At 61.7% G+C, this 15,608-nt stretch carries 17 protein-coding genes; 11 read left to right on the top strand and 6 right to left on the bottom strand.

Annotated elements, in window-relative coordinates; genetic code table 11:
- The first annotated feature begins 86 nt into the window (after positions 1-86).
- Positions 87-623: an ATP-dependent protease subunit HslV gene (gene hslV, locus O9Z63_RS10710; protein ID WP_044016976.1), complete on the top strand. Its 537-nt coding sequence runs from the start codon at positions 87-89 to the stop codon at positions 621-623.
- A gap of 146 nt (positions 624-769) precedes the next feature.
- Positions 770-1,741, top strand: coding sequence for a deoxyhypusine synthase family protein (locus tag O9Z63_RS10705; protein ID WP_044016978.1), 972 nt, complete (start codon positions 770-772; stop codon positions 1,739-1,741).
- Between the two features lie 83 nt (positions 1,742-1,824).
- On the opposite strand, the gene O9Z63_RS10700 is transcribed toward O9Z63_RS10705, so the two are convergent.
- Positions 1,825-2,736, bottom strand: coding sequence for a DUF3667 domain-containing protein (locus tag O9Z63_RS10700; protein ID WP_270125192.1), 912 nt, complete (start codon positions 2,734-2,736; stop codon positions 1,825-1,827).
- 112 nt (positions 2,737-2,848) lie between these two features.
- Positions 2,849-3,025 (bottom strand): PH domain-containing protein, encoded by a 177-nt coding sequence (locus O9Z63_RS10695; RefSeq protein WP_270129262.1) that lies wholly within the window; start codon positions 3,023-3,025, stop codon positions 2,849-2,851.
- On the opposite strand from O9Z63_RS10695, the gene O9Z63_RS10690 reads away from it, so the two are divergent.
- Positions 2,978-3,370 carry a hypothetical protein gene (locus O9Z63_RS10690; RefSeq protein ID WP_270129295.1) on the top strand — a complete coding sequence of 131 codons (393 nt, stop codon included), beginning with the start codon at positions 2,978-2,980 and terminating at the stop codon, positions 3,368-3,370. The two genes, O9Z63_RS10695 and O9Z63_RS10690, sit on opposite strands and share 48 nt — an antisense overlap.
- Before the next feature lie 80 nt (positions 3,371-3,450).
- Here the strand turns inward: O9Z63_RS10690 and O9Z63_RS10685 are convergent, their stop codons facing one another.
- Positions 3,451-3,915: a hypothetical protein gene (locus tag O9Z63_RS10685; RefSeq protein WP_270125191.1), complete on the bottom strand. Its 465-nt coding sequence runs from the start codon at positions 3,913-3,915 to the stop codon at positions 3,451-3,453.
- Between the two features lie 228 nt (positions 3,916-4,143).
- On the bottom strand, positions 4,144-4,692 hold the full coding sequence (locus O9Z63_RS10680; RefSeq protein ID WP_270125190.1) for a 2'-5' RNA ligase family protein: 549 nt from the start codon (positions 4,690-4,692) through the stop codon (positions 4,144-4,146).
- A 299-nt stretch (positions 4,693-4,991) separates the two neighbouring features.
- On the opposite strand from O9Z63_RS10680, the gene O9Z63_RS10675 reads away from it, so the two are divergent.
- From O9Z63_RS10675 to O9Z63_RS10665, 3 genes are all read left to right on the top strand, one after another.
- Positions 4,992-7,163 carry a hypothetical protein gene (locus O9Z63_RS10675; protein ID WP_270125189.1) on the top strand — a complete coding sequence of 724 codons (2,172 nt, stop codon included), beginning with the start codon at positions 4,992-4,994 and terminating at the stop codon, positions 7,161-7,163.
- Positions 7,164-7,333: 170 nt separating this feature from the next.
- Positions 7,334-7,696: a hypothetical protein gene (locus O9Z63_RS10670; protein WP_270125188.1), complete on the top strand. Its 363-nt coding sequence runs from the start codon at positions 7,334-7,336 to the stop codon at positions 7,694-7,696.
- A gap of 69 nt (positions 7,697-7,765) precedes the next feature.
- Complete coding sequence (locus O9Z63_RS10665; protein ID WP_270125187.1) at positions 7,766-8,257, top strand: PAS domain-containing protein; 492 nt, start codon at positions 7,766-7,768, stop codon at positions 8,255-8,257.
- A gap of 96 nt (positions 8,258-8,353) precedes the next feature.
- Here O9Z63_RS10665 and O9Z63_RS10660 read toward each other — a convergent pair whose 3' ends face one another.
- Positions 8,354-9,355 (bottom strand): beta-propeller domain-containing protein, encoded by a 1,002-nt coding sequence (locus O9Z63_RS10660; protein WP_270125186.1) that lies wholly within the window; start codon positions 9,353-9,355, stop codon positions 8,354-8,356.
- A gap of 189 nt (positions 9,356-9,544) precedes the next feature.
- Here O9Z63_RS10660 and O9Z63_RS10655 point away from each other — a divergent pair, with 189 nt between their 5' ends.
- Together O9Z63_RS10655 and O9Z63_RS10650 are read left to right on the top strand one after the other, a co-directional pair.
- Positions 9,545-9,718: a DUF2256 domain-containing protein gene (locus O9Z63_RS10655; RefSeq protein WP_270125185.1), complete on the top strand. Its 174-nt coding sequence runs from the start codon at positions 9,545-9,547 to the stop codon at positions 9,716-9,718.
- 72 nt (positions 9,719-9,790) lie between these two features.
- The gene (locus O9Z63_RS10650; RefSeq protein WP_270125184.1) at positions 9,791-11,428 is read left to right on the top strand and encodes an amidase; all 1,638 of its coding nucleotides are present in this window, start codon (positions 9,791-9,793) and stop codon (positions 11,426-11,428) included.
- A 126-nt stretch (positions 11,429-11,554) separates the two neighbouring features.
- On the opposite strand, the gene O9Z63_RS10645 is transcribed toward O9Z63_RS10650, so the two are convergent.
- Positions 11,555-12,091, bottom strand: coding sequence for a hypothetical protein (locus O9Z63_RS10645; RefSeq protein ID WP_270125182.1), 537 nt, complete (start codon positions 12,089-12,091; stop codon positions 11,555-11,557).
- A gap of 121 nt (positions 12,092-12,212) precedes the next feature.
- Between O9Z63_RS10645 and O9Z63_RS10640 the strand changes: the two genes are divergently transcribed.
- The 3 genes from O9Z63_RS10640 to O9Z63_RS10630 all read left to right on the top strand — a co-directional run bounded on the left by O9Z63_RS10640 (position 12,213) and on the right by O9Z63_RS10630 (position 15,607).
- Positions 12,213-12,812 carry a Uma2 family endonuclease gene (locus O9Z63_RS10640; RefSeq protein WP_270125181.1) on the top strand — a complete coding sequence of 200 codons (600 nt, stop codon included), beginning with the start codon at positions 12,213-12,215 and terminating at the stop codon, positions 12,810-12,812.
- Positions 12,813-13,363: 551 nt separating this feature from the next.
- Positions 13,364-15,274 carry an ABC-F family ATP-binding cassette domain-containing protein gene (locus O9Z63_RS10635; protein WP_270125180.1) on the top strand — a complete coding sequence of 637 codons (1,911 nt, stop codon included), beginning with the start codon at positions 13,364-13,366 and terminating at the stop codon, positions 15,272-15,274.
- A gap of 78 nt (positions 15,275-15,352) precedes the next feature.
- Positions 15,353-15,607 (top strand): hypothetical protein, encoded by a 255-nt coding sequence (locus O9Z63_RS10630; RefSeq protein ID WP_270125179.1) that lies wholly within the window; start codon positions 15,353-15,355, stop codon positions 15,605-15,607.
- Position 15,608: the final 1 nt, after the last annotated feature.

Below are 15,608 nucleotides of genomic sequence, written 5' to 3'. Positions count from 1 at the left end.
GTTGTTCGGGCGTGATAGGGTCCTTCCTTCGTCAGGATGACAAACGTTTTTCCGGTTCCTGACTTCCGCCAACTACTAACTACCCCATGAAAATCCGTTCTACAACCGTGCTGGGCGTGCGCCACAACGGCCAGGTGGCCCTCGGGGCCGATGGCCAGGCCACCATGGACAAGCACGTGGCCAAGAGCAACGTGCGCAAGGTGCGCAAGCTCCACGACGGCAAGGTGGTCACCGGCTTTGCCGGCTCCACGGCCGATGCGTTTCTGCTGCTCGACCGGTTCGAGGAGAAGCTCGGCAACTACAGCGGCCAGCTGCGCCGTGCCGCTATCGAGCTGGCCAAGGAGTGGCGCAAAGACCAGTACCTGCGCAAGCTGGAAGCCATGATGGTGGTCTGCGACAAAGACGAGCTGCTCATCATTGCCGGCTCCGGCGACGTGCTGGAGCCCGATTCCGACGTGGCCGCCATCGGCTCGGGCGCCATGTACGCCCAGGCCGCCGCTCTGGCCCTCAAGAAGCACGCCCCCCACCTCACCGCCCGCCAGATGGTGGAAGAGGCCCTGCACATCGCCGCCGACATCTGCATCTACACCAACCACAACCTCATGATTGAGGAGCCGGTATAGTAGTTTTTGAGCTGCAAGCTGCAAGCTGTAAGCCTCAAGCTGCAAGCTCGTTCTCATTCTACATCGGCTTTACCGTCTACTTACTTTTTCCTCGTTTTGCCAAAAAGCTTGCAGCCTGCAGCTTGAGGCTTGAAGCTCAAAACAACATGCAAATCACCAACTTCCTCAAGCACCACTACCGCCACTTCAACGCCGCCGCGTTGATTGATGCCGCCGAAGGCTACAACAAGCACCTGGCCGAAGGCGGGAAGATGATGATTACCCTGGCCGGCGCCATGAGCACCGCCGAAATGGGCATCCAGCTGGCCGAGCTCATTCGCCAGGACAAGGTGCAGATCATCAGCTGCACGGGTGCCAACCTGGAGGAGGACATCTTCAACCTAGTGGCCCACGACTTCTACGAGCGGGTGCCCAACTACCGCGACCTGACCCCCGCCGACGAGCAGGCCCTGCTGGAGCGCCACATGAACCGCGTAACCGATACCTGCATTCCGGAGGAAGAAGCCATGCGCCGCCTCGAGCACTCGGTGCTGAAGTTCTGGGAAAAGGCCGACAAGGCCGGCGAGCAGTATTTCCCCCACGAGTTCTTCTACCAGATCCTGAAGTCGGGCGAGCTGGAGCAGTACTACCAGATTGACCCCAAGGACAGCTGGATGCTGGCCGCCGCCGAGAAAAACCTGCCCATCATCTGCCCCGGTTGGGAAGACAGCACGCTGGGTAACATTTTCGCCGGCCACGTCATCTCGGGCGACATCAAGAACGTGCACACCGTGCGCACCGGCATCGAGTACATGATTTACCTGGCCGACTGGTACACCCAGCAGGCTACCGAGGAAAGCAAAGTAGGCTTCTTCCAGATTGGCGGCGGCATTGCCGGCGACTTCCCCATCTGCGTGGTGCCGATGCTGCACCAGGACCTGGGCCGCACCAGCGTTCCGCTGTGGGGCTACTTCTGCCAGATTTCGGACTCGACCACCTCGTATGGCTCGTACTCCGGTGCCGTGCCGAACGAGAAAATTACCTGGGGCAAGCTGGGCCAGGACACTCCTAAGTTCATCATCGAGTCGGATGCTACCATCGTAGCGCCGCTGGTGTTTGCCATGGTGCTGGGCCAGTAATTGCCGCATATCATTTACAAAAAGTCCTGCCGCTGAATTCAGCGGCGGGACTTTTTTTGTGCTTATGGAGGCACGGGCAACAACTACCGAAGTAGAGCCGCAGCGGGCTTACCGACGCGGGCCTGCTGCAGCCGTTGCTGCTCCATCTGCTGCTTCATAGCTTCTTTGAAAGTAGACCAGTTGATGGCGTAGGTAGTAATCACAATCACCAGTACGCAGACTATGTAGCCCAGCATGTAGGTCATGAAGCCGCACCACAGGCGGCGGGCCAGGCTTAGGGTAGTGTGCTTGAGCAAGCTGCCATAAGCCCAAGTGGAGTAGGCAACCACCGGCAGCATGAACAACACGCTGGCCATACCAATCTGGGGCGTATCACTATATGTGTACGTGACTGGTAGGTATAGCAGGGCAAAGAAGTTGATAATGGCTGTAACAAAGGCCGCGATAATCAGACATTCGGCGTAGTTGTAGCCGCCGCGCCGCAGAAACCACCGCGCAAACAGCGCCCATACCGGTACCATGGCCACATAGCACCAGCTCATGTACTTCATGAGGAAGCCGGTGGAAGCTTGCTGCATCTTCCACACTGCCTCGGGCATAGTGGGGTCGCGGGGCGGCAGCATCTGAATGTGCAGCACCGACGACAGCAGTGCGTACAGCCCCGTTATCATAAACAGCAGCGCCAGGGGCCGAAAATGGTCGACGCGCTTGCCCGCCAGATACTCCCGGATGGTAGGGCCGGGCCGCCGGATCATGGTGCGCAGTGTGTACAGAATGCCCTTATCAACGTGCCAAATGGAATGCAGCACGTCGTGGGGCATGTCGGCCATGGTGAGGCGATGGGTGTGGTGGGCGTCCTGCCCGCAGCGCCCGCAGAACCGGTCGGGTACGGGGTGGCCGCAGTTCAGGCACGTGTGTGCGGCGGTATGCGCGGCTTCTGACGGAAGTGGAAGGTGCGCGGCTACAGGTGCGGAAGGCAAGGAGATGGAGGACATAGTGTGGAAAGCGGAAGAATTGAAGGATTAATAATAGTGGATATTACATAAAAAACCCGCTGCTGACGTGCAGTGGCGGGCTTTTTGAGTGTGTTGGCAGCGTCTGCATGCGTTAGAACAGTACGTGCTGGGCCAGTATTTTCTGCGAATCATAGATATTGACCTGCTTGTTGAACTTGCGCATTACGCTGGGTTGGGTTTCGCCGGAAAACCAGATTTTTAGCTCTGCATCCAGGTCCAGATGGCTGGCCGTTTCGATGCCGAAACGCCTACCTTCGCCCTGTTCCACCCCAGCGCCGCCGCCATGTCCCTCGATCTTGCCAGCTTTCTGCACCACACGCCCGAGCGCGAGAAGACCACCGTGTTCATCCACGTCGACGAAGACGAAATAGAATCCTACGATGCCCTGCTGGTGGCCCAGACCCGGCACCAGAAGCTGTTTATTACGCTGGAACCCAGGCGGCGCTACCTCACCCACACCCAGGTGTCGGGCGAGGAAGAGCCCGAAATCGACTTCCTGACCGACTACGAGGAAGTGGAAGCCCTGATGGAGGATGCCGGCCTCGACGGCCTCCACGACGGCGAGCAGGGCATCCTCTACCACAACCTGCTGTTTCTGCTGATGAACCCCTGAGCAACTGCCGCCACTGCCCATAGCACGCAAAACGGCCCGCCTATCCTGAGGATAAGCGGGCCGTTTGGTGAGCCGGAGCACTAGAAGCGGAACAGCGGGCGGGCCGGGTTCCAGATGCCCCACGGAATCATGAGCAGCACCAGGATAAAGGCAATCGTGAACCAGATGAAGGCCTTTTTGTGCTTGAGCACCGGGTCGGTGGCTTTCTTGGAGAGCGTGCGGCCCACCTGCGCGGCCACCACGGCCAGCACCATCGTCACGAGGTGCTCGACGGCCCAGAAACGGCCCGTAGGGTCTTTCATCACGGCGCCGCCGGCCGTTTCAAAGGCTTTCACGCCGAATGGGCTCAGGCCGAAGTACAGAATCAGGCCCAGCAGCAGCTGCAGGTGCATGGAGCCCACAAAGGAGGCGCCCATGCCGTTGTCGGCACCTACGAAAGGCTTGCGGCCCTGCCAGCCCGAGAAGGCGCGGAAGATGGCAATCAGCCCGAAAATAAGTACGAGCCAACGGCTCCAGGAGTGCAATGCAAGTACGATTGGGTACATGAGGTAAGGTCGGTAGGTGAATTGGTGTGGGCAAAGCTAATCACGGATTTTTGCGGATTAGCCGGATTGATCGGATTTTGTGGACGCTGTGCTGTGATGCGACGAATTGCCCGGAGGGCTTCGTGGTCCCACTATCACAAAACGACAAGTTCAGCCGTCAGCAACGACGGTGGTACCGCGCCGTCCACAAAATCCGCGCAATCCGGCTGATCCGCAAAAATCCGTGATTTAGAAGAGTAAAGGGGCTATATCCTGCTTGTGGCCTTCGAAGTGGAAGGATTTTTCCGGCAGAAACTGCTCGCCTTCCTTGCGCATGATCGTCAGGTTGTTGATGGCCAGCTTGAGGTTGAAGGTCTGGTGGTTGAGGTACTGCAGCACCGGCCCCAGCATTTCGGGCGTGGTATCGTGCAGGGCCAGCGAAATGTGCGGCAGCCAGCAGTCGGGCCCGCTGAACTTGTCGGTGCGCAGACACAGCGGCCGGGTAGCCTCGATAATGCGCTGGTGCAGCCGGTTGAGGGCTTCGGAGCGTAGCACCGGAATATAAATCACAGGATTTGGCCCCGGAAACAGCCCCAGCCCGGTAGTGAAGGCCGGAAACGGCACGGTTTGGCGGGCCACCTCGCGCAGCACCTGGTTGAGGGCCGAGAGCTTGCGCACCCCCGCCAGCTGGTAGGTCAGGTGCGGATCGGGCGTGGCCTGCACGTCGTCGAGGCCGAACTCAGTTTCCAGGCTTTTGATAATGCGGTTGATTCGCTCCGCATTTTGCGGGTTCAGCACAGATGTTATGGCGAGCATCGGTTGACAAACGGGTAGAACAATGAGCGGGGCATGCGGCCCTCAGCCGGCCTACTGTTACTCTCTTGGCGCCGGATAGTTGCGAGGCTCCCGCATTGCCGGCCGGTTTAACCGGTAAAAACCAGCAAACTGCGGGTGAGCTTCGCCCTGATCCGGTGATTTACCGTAAGCGCAGGGCTGCCGGACACTGAGTCGCAGGCGCGTACGACAAACCGCGTGGCTCCCTGGTCGGTTACGCCTTCTGACTTCTCAATTGCCGCTGTGGCAGTACGTAACCGCTCGTGTCCCAACCCGCCACCGATTCTGTTGCCATACCTGTAGCGGCCACGCCCCGCCGGGGTTGGGGCTGGTGGGCGGGCGCCGTGGGGCTGCTGCTGGTGCTAGTGGCAGCGGTGTTCCTCCTGTTCGGGCTCGACCCGTGGCTGCGCCAGACCCTCGAAAAGCAGGTGCGCACCGCCAGCAAAGGCCGCTACGAGTTGCGCATCGGTGCGCTGGAAACCCACCTCTGGGCCCGCACGGTCACGGCTCGGGCAGTGCAGCTTCGCACCCAGCCAACTGCTACAGCCGACACGGCCCAACTTCCTGATCTGCGGCTGGCTGTCGGAGAAATTCAGGTGTCGGGCGTGGGGCTGCTGGCGTTGGTTCGCCGCGAGGTGCTGCCCGTTGATAGCCTAGTGCTGGATTCTGTTCGGCTGCGGCTGGCCCGGCTGCCGGCTACTACTGACACCGCCCGACCTCTCTACGAGCAGCTGCCGCTGGGCCTACCCGGAGTACGCCTGGGAGTGGTGGCCGTGCGCCGGGCGCAGCTGCGCTATGGCACCGTGCAGCGCGCCGTGGCGCAGCTCAGCCAAGCTTCGCTACACGCCACCGACCTAGAGCTGAGCGCCGCCGCCGCCGCTGACACCACCCGTATAGCCTACGCCCGCACCCTGACGGCTACTGCCCGGGGCCTGCTGGCGCGGGTGCCGGGCCACGTAGTGCGCGTGGGGCAGCTGCACCTGGCCTCCGCCAGCCAGCAAGTGCAGCTCGATTCCGTGCGGCTGCTGCCGCTGCGCTCCATCAGCAGCCAGCGCACGCCCGATGCCCGGGTGGCACTGTGGCTGCCGCGGCTGCAGCTGGCGGGCCTGGCTGCAGCCGCGCTAGCCCGCGGCCGGTTCCGGGCCGATTCGCTGGTGCTGGAGGCGCCGCAGCTGGCCGTAACGCTGCCCGCCGTAGCACCGCCGCCGCCCCATCAGCTGCTGGCGCCGTATTTCAGGGATATTCAGCTCGGGCAGTTCCGCGTGACCAAAGGGCAGGTGCGGGTGCTGGGCGAAGACCACCGCCCGGAGCTACGGCAGGTTACGCTTGTCGGGACGGACATCCGTCCTACGGCAGCCACCTATAGCTCCGCGCAGTACCTGTATTACGCCCGGGCCTGGCAGCTACGTGCCGGCGGCGGCCGGCTGCAGGTGGGCGCGCCCTACTACCGCGCCACGTTTGGCAGCCTGCAGGCCGATACCCGCGCCCACCAGCTCACCATCACCAGCATTGCCGTGTCACCTACTATGTCGGTAGAGGCTATGGCGCGCCGCAAGGGCCACCAGGCCGCACACGTAACGGTGCGGGCCGACCGCCTGGCGGTGCAGGGGCTCGATCTGTTTGCGCTGGCCCGCCACGGTAGCCTGCTGGCCAGTACCATTGCGTTGGGCCGCGTGCGGGTGGTAACCACCAGCGACGGCCGGCCCCCCATCAACCCCAACCGCTCGGTGGTGACGCCGGAGGCCATCGGCAGGCTGCCGGTGCGGGTAGATGTGCGCCGGGTGCGCCTCCAGAACGGCGAGGTGCGCATGAGTTACCGCGCCCCGCGTAGCGCCCAGCCCGGCGTACTGGCCATCCGGCAGCTACGGGTTACGCTCCGCAACGTCAGCAACGACCCGCGCCGCATGAGTGCTGCCCGCCCTCTTACCGGCGAAGCTACCGGCGTGCTGCAGGGCCGCAGCTTCGCCCGCGTAGCGGTGCGCGCCAACCTGCTCGATGCCCAGGGGCGGCACACCCTGGCGGGCTCGTTTGGAGCCACACCGCTGGCCATCCTCAACCCCATGGTGGTGCCCACGCGCGGCATTCGGTTCCGTAGCGGCGACATCGGTGCCATCCGGTTCCAGCTGCAGCTAAACCGCCAGCAGGCCCAGGGTACCATGTGGGCGTCCTACACCAACCTCAAGCTGGACCTGCTCAACCGCCAGGGCCGGCGCGACGCGCTGCGGCGGGTGGGCACCACGCTGGTCAACGGCCTGTTTCTGCGCGACAACAACCCGCGCCAGGCCGGGCAGGAGCTGCGCTCGGGCCGCATGACCTCTGCGCGGGAGCTGCGCTTCTCCGTGTTTTCGCTGTGGCGGCAGGGGCTGGTCAGCGGGCTGCTCAATAGTGCCGGGGTGCCGGCGCCACTGGCCAAAAAACTCAGCGAAGGGGAGTAGCAGCCCGCGTACGGCCTCGCTACTTTCAGCTGAAGCGCCAAGCCACGGCCTGCAGGTAGTGGCCGTAGTTGAACTCTTTGCTAAATTTGAGGCTTGGCAAAAACAGAGTCCTGCCGGTAAGGTTACCTGCTTAAGTCTGGTCTCTTCTTTCAGCCCCCATTTTCTGCTCTATGACCGATATTTTATTCGACGTAAACCTGCAGCAGATACCCGAGGAGTTTCTCACCGGCGACTGGTGCGTGGCCGACCGGGTGCTCAACCGCAATGCCCCGGATAGTTCGCTGGCCCTGGCCACGCGCTTCTCCATCCGGCCCGGCACGGTGCAGGTGCAGGCCCCCGAGCTGCAGGATTCCGGCCAGTGGACCATGGAGCGCGACTCGCTGCTAAATCGTCCGTACCTGGAGTTGCGTATGCTGCAGGAAGAAACCCGCGCGCTCATCACCCGCCTGCGGCGCTCTACCGATGGCCTGCAAAGCCAACTTAACCTCTACTTTCAGTCGGGCATGGAAATCCAGCTGGCCCGGCCCTGTTAAGCCTTTCGTTGCATGAATACCGAACCAATCTTTTCTGAAGAACAGCTCCGGCAGCAAACCAGTGAGCAAATGCGCTTTCTCGCTGATTTCATCCCGCAGCTGGTCTGGTTTACTGACCCCACCGGCTTTCATACCTACTTCAACCAGCGCTGGATAGATTTCACGGGCTACACCCTGGCCGACAGCGTGGGGCCCGATATGTGGAACAACCTGCTCCACCCCGACGACCAGGACCGGGCCCGGCAGGTATGGGGCCACTCGCTGGCCACCGGCGACTTCTACGAAATCGAGTACCGCTTCAAAGCCAAGGACGGCAACTACCGTTGGTTTCTGGGCCAGGCCCGCCCGCAGTTCGACGAGCACGGCCGCATCAAGCAATGGTTTGGCACCTGCACTGATATTCAGGAGCAGAAGGAAACCGAGTTTGCCCTCCGCAAGCGGGAGCAGGACCTGGAGCGCGCCTATGCTGATCTGGAAGTGAAAGTGACTTTCCGGACGCTGGAGCTGGAGCGGGAAGTGCAAGAGCTGCGCCGCCAAGCCGCTCCCGGCAACACCTTCTAACTGCACCATCACCCCATAGAAAAGGGGCGAATCCTACGTAGGATTCGCCCCTTTTCTATGGGGTCTTTCTTGAATGACTGCCTAAAGGCTCAGTACCTAAAACCGCACTTTACCAATGGTAAACACCGACACCGGCGGGGTTTGCATTATCTTGTCGAGGTTGGCATACAGCACGTAGCTGTCGGCGCCGCGGCGGGCCAGGGTGGTGGGGTACTGGGGCAGCGTGGCAAACGTGCCGTTGAGCGTGGCGGCCGCCCAACTGTTGCTGGTGCTGAGGCGGTACACTTTGCTCTGGCTGTTGGTCACTACCTGTAGCGTGTTGTTGTCCTGCAGCAGCAGGCCGTCGGCGGCGCGCAGGTCGAGGCCGGTGGTGGTCACGCGGGTGAAGCCGGTGGGGTTGCTGATGGGCACTTTAAACAGCGCGCCTTCGTCGGACTTCGCCACCAGCAGGTAGCCGTCGGGGTGGAACACGATGCCGTTGAGGCCGAAAGCCCCGGCCGGCGCGGCCAGCTGCTGGTTGTCCAGAAACACCGAGGCCACGCCCTGCGGGTCAACCTTGTAAATCACCGGCGCGAAGCTGTCGGTGACGTAGGCGTTGCCCTGGTTATCCACGGCAATGTCGTTGGCGAAGTGGTTAGGGGCGCTCCGCAGGGTGCCTAGGTCGGTGTTAAACAGCACCTGTCCATTGTCACGGTTGAAGCTCACGAGCTTGGCCACGTTGCGCAGCGTGCCGTTGGACGAGGCCACCAGCAGGCGGTTGCGGCTGTCGTCGAGGTTCATGCCCACCGCCGAAATGATGCCTGCGCCGGCGCCGGGGGCAAAGACGCTGTAGGTGCCGTCGTCTTTCACCTGGCCCACGTTGCCGGTAGTGAGGGAGCTAACCAGGAAGCGGCTGTTTTTGGCGTCGTACTGCACGCCTTCGGGGTAGAGGTTGGACACGGTAAAGGCCACCGAGTCGGGGGCGGTTGGCGTGGCCATGTCGTCGTCATCGTCGTTGGAGCAGGAGGCCGTCAGCAGGCCGCCCAGCAGGAGAGTGGCCGCCGCAAAGTGCCGCATGTGGCCGGCGGCAGGCACTGTGAAAAAGGAACGTACGGGCATATGAATCAAAAAACTGATGTGAACTATGTACCTACCCGAATACGGGGTTGTGCGGGCTGTTGGCGTGTAGAATTATGGGAGTGCTGGCTCAGGCGCCGTGCAGCGGGCCCGGCTTCCATGAAGCGGCGGCCATAACCAATGGGGGCGGGGCGGTGTTTGGGCAATACGTTGCCAGCCTGAATCTGCCTTATGCCTGTTCCCCAAAAGCTCGTCAAGGGCAACCTGCCCACCAAAATCTGCCTCACCTGCGGCCGCCCCTTCGAGTACCGCAAGAAGTGGCGCAACAGCTGGGACGAGGTGAAATACTGCGGCGAGAAGTGCCAGCGCAACAAGCCAAAGCCGGGGCAAGCTTCAGCCAACTGAAGTTGCCGCCCGCAGCTCCCGATTCTGTTCTATCTTCCCCACCAAAACCACCTTCTCCGCACCCTGCTCCCGATGAACCGTAGACTCTTCCTGCGCAACAGCTCCCTGGCCGGCCTGGCCCTATCCACGTTCACGCTGGAGGCGTGCTCGTCGTCGCCTTCGTCTGCGGTGCCGGAAGCCGGTGCGGCGGCCGGTGCCGGACCGGAGGTGGCGCCGTTTGAGCTGCACGAGGCCACGGTGGCGCAGCTGCAGGAGCAGATGAAAAGCGGCCAACGCTCGTCGCGGGCGCTGTGCGAGCTGTACCTGAAGCGCATCGAAGCCATCGACAAGGCCGGGCCGCGGCTGAACTCCGTTATCGAGCTGAACCCCGACGCCCTGACCATCGCCGACCAGCTCGACCAGGAGCGCAAAACCGGCAAGCTGCGCGGCTCGCTGCACGGCATTCCGGTGCTGATCAAAGACAACATCGACACCGCCGACCAGATGCGCACCAGCGCCGGCTCACTGGCGCTGGCGGCCCACAAGGCCACCCAGGATGCCTTTATCGTGAAGAAGCTGCGCGAGGCCGGGGCCGTGGTGCTGGGCAAAACCAACCTCAGCGAGTGGGCCAACTTCCGCTCCACGCGCAGCACCAGCGGCTGGAGCAGCCGCGGCGGCCAGACCCGCAACCCCTACATCCTCGACCGGACGCCCAGCGGCAGCAGCGCCGGCTCGGGTGCGGCGGCCTCAGCCAACCTGTGCGCGGTAGCCGTCGGCACCGAAACCGATGGCTCCATTGTGTCGCCGGCTTCGTGCTGCGGGCTGGTGGGCGTGAAGCCCACGGTGGGGTTGCTGAGCCGCACCGGCATCATCCCGATTTCGGCCACCCAAGACACGGCCGGCCCCATGGCCCGCTCCGTGCACGATGCCGCCCTGCTGCTGGCCGCCATGGCCGGCCCCGACGCCGCCGATGCCGCCACCAAATCCAGCACCGGCAAGATTCCGGCCGACTACACCACGTTCCTGCAGCCCAACGGCCTGCGTGGCAAGCGGCTGGGCATCGAGAAAAGCCACCTCACCGGCGCTTCCGACGCCATAGCGCTGTTCAAAACGGCCGTTGAGCTGCTGAAGGCGCAGGGCGCTACGGTGGTGGAAGTGGAGGTGGAGAAGCTGACCGACCCGCTGGGCGAGGCCGAATACGACGTGCTGCTCTACGAGTTCAAGGACGGCGTGAACAAGTACTTGGCCACGGCTGGCGCGGAGGTGAAAACCCTGGCCGACGTCATTGCCTTCAATACCCGCAACAAGCCCAAAGCCATGCCTTTCTTCCAGCAGGAGATTCTGGAAGCTTCCGAGAAGCTGGAAGGCCTGGGCAGCGCCAAGTATCAGGCGGCCCTGCGCAAGTCGCAGCAAGGCGCCCGCGCCGCCCTCGACGGCGTGCTGCGCGCCAACCAGCTCGATGCCATTGTGGCCATCACCAACAGCCCCGCCCGCTGCATCGACCTGATCAACGGCGACTCGGGCGGCGGCCCCGGCTTCTCGTCGCCGGCCGCCATGGCGGGCTATCCCCACGTGACGGTGCCCATGGGCCAGGTGTACGGGCTGCCAGTGGGCCTCTCGTTTGTGGGCGCCGCCTGGCAGGAAGGCCCGCTACTGGGCCTGGCCTACGCCTACGAGCAAGCCGCCAAAAAGCGCGTGGCGCCCGAGTTTAAAGCGCCGTTTGTAGGGTAATCGACGCCGCCTCCGGTCCGACGCCGGAGGAGTCCGACCGGGGGGGGCGGCGCACCGTAGCAGCGATGGCGCCCCAACGTCAGCGGGCGGCAACCGGTCGGACGCCTCCGGCGTCGGACCGGGGCGCTACGGTACGTACTGCTCGTCGGCCTTCACCACCACGCCATTTTCGGTTTCAATGATGAACGGGGAGAGGGTGAGCACCTTCGGCACATCGGCCTGCAGTTTGGCCGGAGTGGCCGGCACGCGCTCCAGCCCATTTTCGCCGGCCCGCCAGAACGTGAACGTGGCCGCCGGCGCCAGGCGCAGCGTGCGCACCTGCGGGTTGTCGTTGAGGACGTAATAGTCGTTGAAGACCGAGTACACGGTGTCGCCATTCACCACGTCCACGGCCGCGTCGCCTTTGCGGCGGGCGGCGGCCACGGCGGCCTCGCCGCTCAGAAACTGTACGTAGTCCACGTCCACGTAGTACTGCCCGTTTTGCTGGTAGAAGCGCCGGATGTAGGCGTGGCTGCGGCCGGTTTCGCCCACGGCTTCGGTGGTAGACTGCTCACTTTTGAGGTCGTCCGGGATGGTTTCGGCCATGCTCTGGCCCGACGATTCGCGGTCGGTGGAGGTGCAGGCGGCCAAGAGCAGGAGCGGGGCAAGCAGGAGCAGTTTCATGCCGCAAGGTACGGAGTGGCGAATGGGTAATTCGGCATTTTAAAGGCAGTCCTCAGCCTGCCTATCACTTGACAGTACCGGCCAGCACCTATCTTTACCTATCACATACGCAGTTGAAAGTATGGCTCTCATCACCGATGTGTCGCAACTGGACCTCTCGCGCCGCTACACCTACGCCGACTATCTCACCTGGCAGCTTACGGATTGGGTGGAGCTGATCCGGGGTAAAGTGCGCCTGATGAGCCCCGCGCCCAAGCGCCGGCACCAGGATATTTCCCGCAACATCAGCACGCCCATTGCGTGGTTTCTGCGAGGCCGGCAATGCAAAACTTACGTGGCTCCCTTCGACGTGCGCCTCACCCGCAGCACGCCCAACGGTGACGCCAGCATCGAAACCGTGGTGCAGCCCGATGTGTGCGTCATTTGCGACCCGCAGAAGCTCGACGACCGGGGCTGCCTCGGCGCCCCCGACTGGATCATCGAAATCCTGAGTGCCGGCAACGTCTCGCGCGACACCAAGGAGAAATTCGACCTCTACGAAGAAGCCGGCGTGCTGGAATACTGGGTGGTAGCGCCGGAGCAGAAAAACATCATTGTGTACCTGCTCGACGAAGCCGGCCGCTACCAGCTACGAGGCGAATTTTACACGCCCGGTTTGATTCCGGTGGCTACGCTGCCGGAGTTGCAGATGGAGTGGGCGGAGGTGTTTGAGGGCGTGTAAGGGAGGATTCAGTGCTTTGTGAGGCTGTCTTGAACGAATCCACCCCTAATGTAATATCTGTCAATTAGCCCCCAGTAGCCCAGCTTGTTATTGGGGTCGTCGCCCCAAACGGATACTTGTATTCGGCGTCCTGATGTACCAGGAACTACCCTATATGTCACGAGTACCTCTGTATCTGAGGCCTTGGTTATAGAATCACCAATGGATAGATAGGTGGAAAAACCGTGGCTTCCTTCTTCTATAGTCATTTGGCGGCCTGATAAGGATACAACAGGCCTGTTCCTGTCGTATCGATAAATGGTGTCGATTCTGCCAGCAAATGCCGTTGTCAGGTACTTTCTGTGATGAACCTTCCCGTTTTCCATCAGATGATAAACCATCATAAGGAAAAGAACGAAGCCAAGTACTTGCGCAATGACCCAGTAACGATTCATGTTATATTGAGGCAAGCGCGAACTTTCAGGTAAGCGTATCATCGTAGCTGTTTTGAGAACGTGACAACCGCTAAAACTTAGCTCGTACCTTTGCGGCCTCAAGCCCCGCAAAGTAGGATGATTTCCATTACCGACCTCGACTTCCATTTCGGCTCCCGTACGCTCTACGACAAGGCCAGCCTCCATATCAAACCCAAGGATAAGATTGGCCTGATCGGGCTCAACGGCCGGGGCAAATCCACGCTGCTGCGCATTCTGGTGGGCGAATACAAGCCCGACGGCGGCAGCATCTCCATGAGCAAGGACGTGAGCCTGGGCTTCCTCAACCAGGATCTGCTCAGCTACGACTCGCACGAGTCCATCCTGGTGGTGGCCATGCAGGCGTTTTCGGAGGCGCTGGATCTGCAGAAGAAGATCGACGCCATTCTGGTGGAGTTCGAGACCAACTACACCGACGATTTAGTGGAGAAGCTGGCTGACCTGCAGGAGCGGTTCGAGTCGCTGGGCGGCTACACCATGCAGGCCCGCACCGAGGAGATTCTAGAAGGTCTGGGCTTCACTACGGAGGAGCTGCAGCGCCCGCTGAAGCTGTTTTCGGGTGGCTGGCGCATGCGCGTGATGCTGGCCAAAATCCTGCTCCAGCAACCTTCTTTACTGCTCCTCGACGAACCAACCAACCATTTGGACTTACCCTCCATCAAGTGGATTGAAAACTACCTGGCCGGCTACGAAGGTGCTGTTATCATTGTGAGCCACGACCGGGAATTCCTGGACCGCACCACCAACACCACCGTGGAAGTGACGGGCGGCAAGCTGGTGCCGTACGCCGGCAACTACTCGTTCTACCTCGAAGAAAAGGAGGAACGCAACGCCATCCAAAAGGGCGCGTTTGAAAACCAGCAGGCCCAGATCAAGCAGGCTGAGCGGTTTATTGAGCGGTTCAAGGCCAAGGCCAGCAAAGCCAAGCAGGCCCAGAGCCGCGTGAAGGCCCTCGACAAGCTGGAGCGCATCGAGGACGTGGCCGGCGACGACGCCAAGGTGAACATCAAGTTCAACTTCACCGTCACGCCCGGTCGCCACATTTTGCGCATGGAGCACGTGGGCAAGAAATACGGCGAGAAGCTCATCTTCCGCGACACCCACGTACACATCGAGCGGGGCGACAAAATTGCCCTCATCGGTGCCAACGGCAAGGGCAAGTCCACGCTGATGCGCCTGGTGGCAGGGCAGGAGGCCCCCACCAACGGCAACCACCAGCTGGGCCACAACGTCATCATGTCGTTCTACGCCCAGCACCAGTTGGAGAGCCTGCGCATCGAAAACGAGATTCTGCAGGAGATGGTGGAGGCCGGTTCGCGGCGCTCGGAAATGGAGTTGCGCTCGGTGCTGGGCTCCTTCCTGTTCACCGGCGACGAGGTGTACAAGAAAATCAAGGTGCTTTCGGGCGGAGAGAAAAGCCGGGTGGCCTTGGCCAAAACCCTGATTTCGGAAGCCAACTTCCTGCTGCTCGACGAACCGACCAACCACCTGGACATGCAGTCGGTGAACATCCTGATTCAGGCGCTCGACCAGTACCAGGGCACCTACATCGTGATTAGCCACGACCGGTTTTTCGTGGAGAACGTGGCCAACAAGATCTGGTACATCGAGGATTTCCAGCTGAAGGAGTACCCCGGCACCTACGCCGAGTACGAGCAGTGGCAGGAAGACCGCGAGAAAGCCGCCAAGAAGGCTGGCCTGCCCTCGCCCTCGGCCCCCAAACCCCTGCCGAAAGAGGAGAAGAAGGTAGAAGCCGCGCCCGCCAAAACTCCTTCGCCCGACCAGAAAAATGCCCTGAAGGAGCTGGCCGAAGTGGAAAAGAAGATTGACGAGCGGGAAAAGGAGCTGGCCGTGTACGAAAAGCAGCTCGCCGACCCCCAGATCTACCAGAACGCCGCCCAGCTCAAGGACGCCACCCTCAAGTTCGAGCAGGTGAAGAAGGAGCTGGCCCAGCTCAACGACCGTTGGGAAATGCTGGCTGAAATGTAAGCCGCCCCTAGAACTGCCTTTGCAGCGCCCCGCTGGAAGCTCCGTGCTTCCGGCGGGGCGTTTTGCGTTAGCGGGGCCATGCTGCGCCGACAGCGCAACAGTGAACGGGGCAGAGACGCGTATTCGCGTCTCGTCGTTAAACGGCCGGTTCCGCGCCAGCTAAACAGCATCATCAACGGCGAGACGCTCTACAACGAACCCGCCGACGGCACCATTCGCAATGATATTTTGTCTTTCCAGATAAGAATGATTCTTATCTGGAAGGCATTCTGTACTTTTGAGCCCGATACCGAAATGCTTGCCCCGAGACTGGCTGGCAAGCCCCGCCGATGAC

This window comes from Hymenobacter yonginensis, assembly GCF_027625995.1.
In the GTDB taxonomy this organism is placed as follows: Bacteria; Bacteroidota; Bacteroidia; order Cytophagales; family Hymenobacteraceae; genus Hymenobacter; species Hymenobacter yonginensis.
Note: the sequence above shows the minus strand (reverse complement) of the source record. Positions and strands in the feature narration are given on the sequence as shown.

Coding starts and splice junctions, on each gene's coding strand:
- hslV (WP_044016976.1), top strand. CDS start 87: ATGAAAATCCGTTCTACAACCGTGCTGGGCGTGCGCCACAACGGCCAG.
- O9Z63_RS10705 (WP_044016978.1), top strand. CDS start 770: ATGCAAATCACCAACTTCCTCAAGCACCACTACCGCCACTTCAACGCC.
- O9Z63_RS10700 (WP_270125192.1), bottom strand. CDS start 2,736: ATGTCCTCCATCTCCTTGCCTTCCGCACCTGTAGCCGCGCACCTTCCA.
- O9Z63_RS10690 (WP_270129295.1), top strand. CDS start 2,978: ATGGCTGGCCGTTTCGATGCCGAAACGCCTACCTTCGCCCTGTTCCAC.
- O9Z63_RS10685 (WP_270125191.1), bottom strand. CDS start 3,915: ATGTACCCAATCGTACTTGCATTGCACTCCTGGAGCCGTTGGCTCGTA.
- O9Z63_RS10670 (WP_270125188.1), top strand. CDS start 7,334: ATGACCGATATTTTATTCGACGTAAACCTGCAGCAGATACCCGAGGAG.
- O9Z63_RS10665 (WP_270125187.1), top strand. CDS start 7,766: ATGCGCTTTCTCGCTGATTTCATCCCGCAGCTGGTCTGGTTTACTGAC.
- O9Z63_RS10660 (WP_270125186.1), bottom strand. CDS start 9,355: ATGCCCGTACGTTCCTTTTTCACAGTGCCTGCCGCCGGCCACATGCGG.
- O9Z63_RS10655 (WP_270125185.1), top strand. CDS start 9,545: ATGCCTGTTCCCCAAAAGCTCGTCAAGGGCAACCTGCCCACCAAAATC.
- O9Z63_RS10650 (WP_270125184.1), top strand. CDS start 9,791: ATGAACCGTAGACTCTTCCTGCGCAACAGCTCCCTGGCCGGCCTGGCC.
- O9Z63_RS10645 (WP_270125182.1), bottom strand. CDS start 12,091: ATGAAACTGCTCCTGCTTGCCCCGCTCCTGCTCTTGGCCGCCTGCACC.
- O9Z63_RS10640 (WP_270125181.1), top strand. CDS start 12,213: ATGGCTCTCATCACCGATGTGTCGCAACTGGACCTCTCGCGCCGCTAC.
- O9Z63_RS10635 (WP_270125180.1), top strand. CDS start 13,364: ATGATTTCCATTACCGACCTCGACTTCCATTTCGGCTCCCGTACGCTC.
- O9Z63_RS10630 (WP_270125179.1), top strand. CDS start 15,353: ATGCTGCGCCGACAGCGCAACAGTGAACGGGGCAGAGACGCGTATTCG.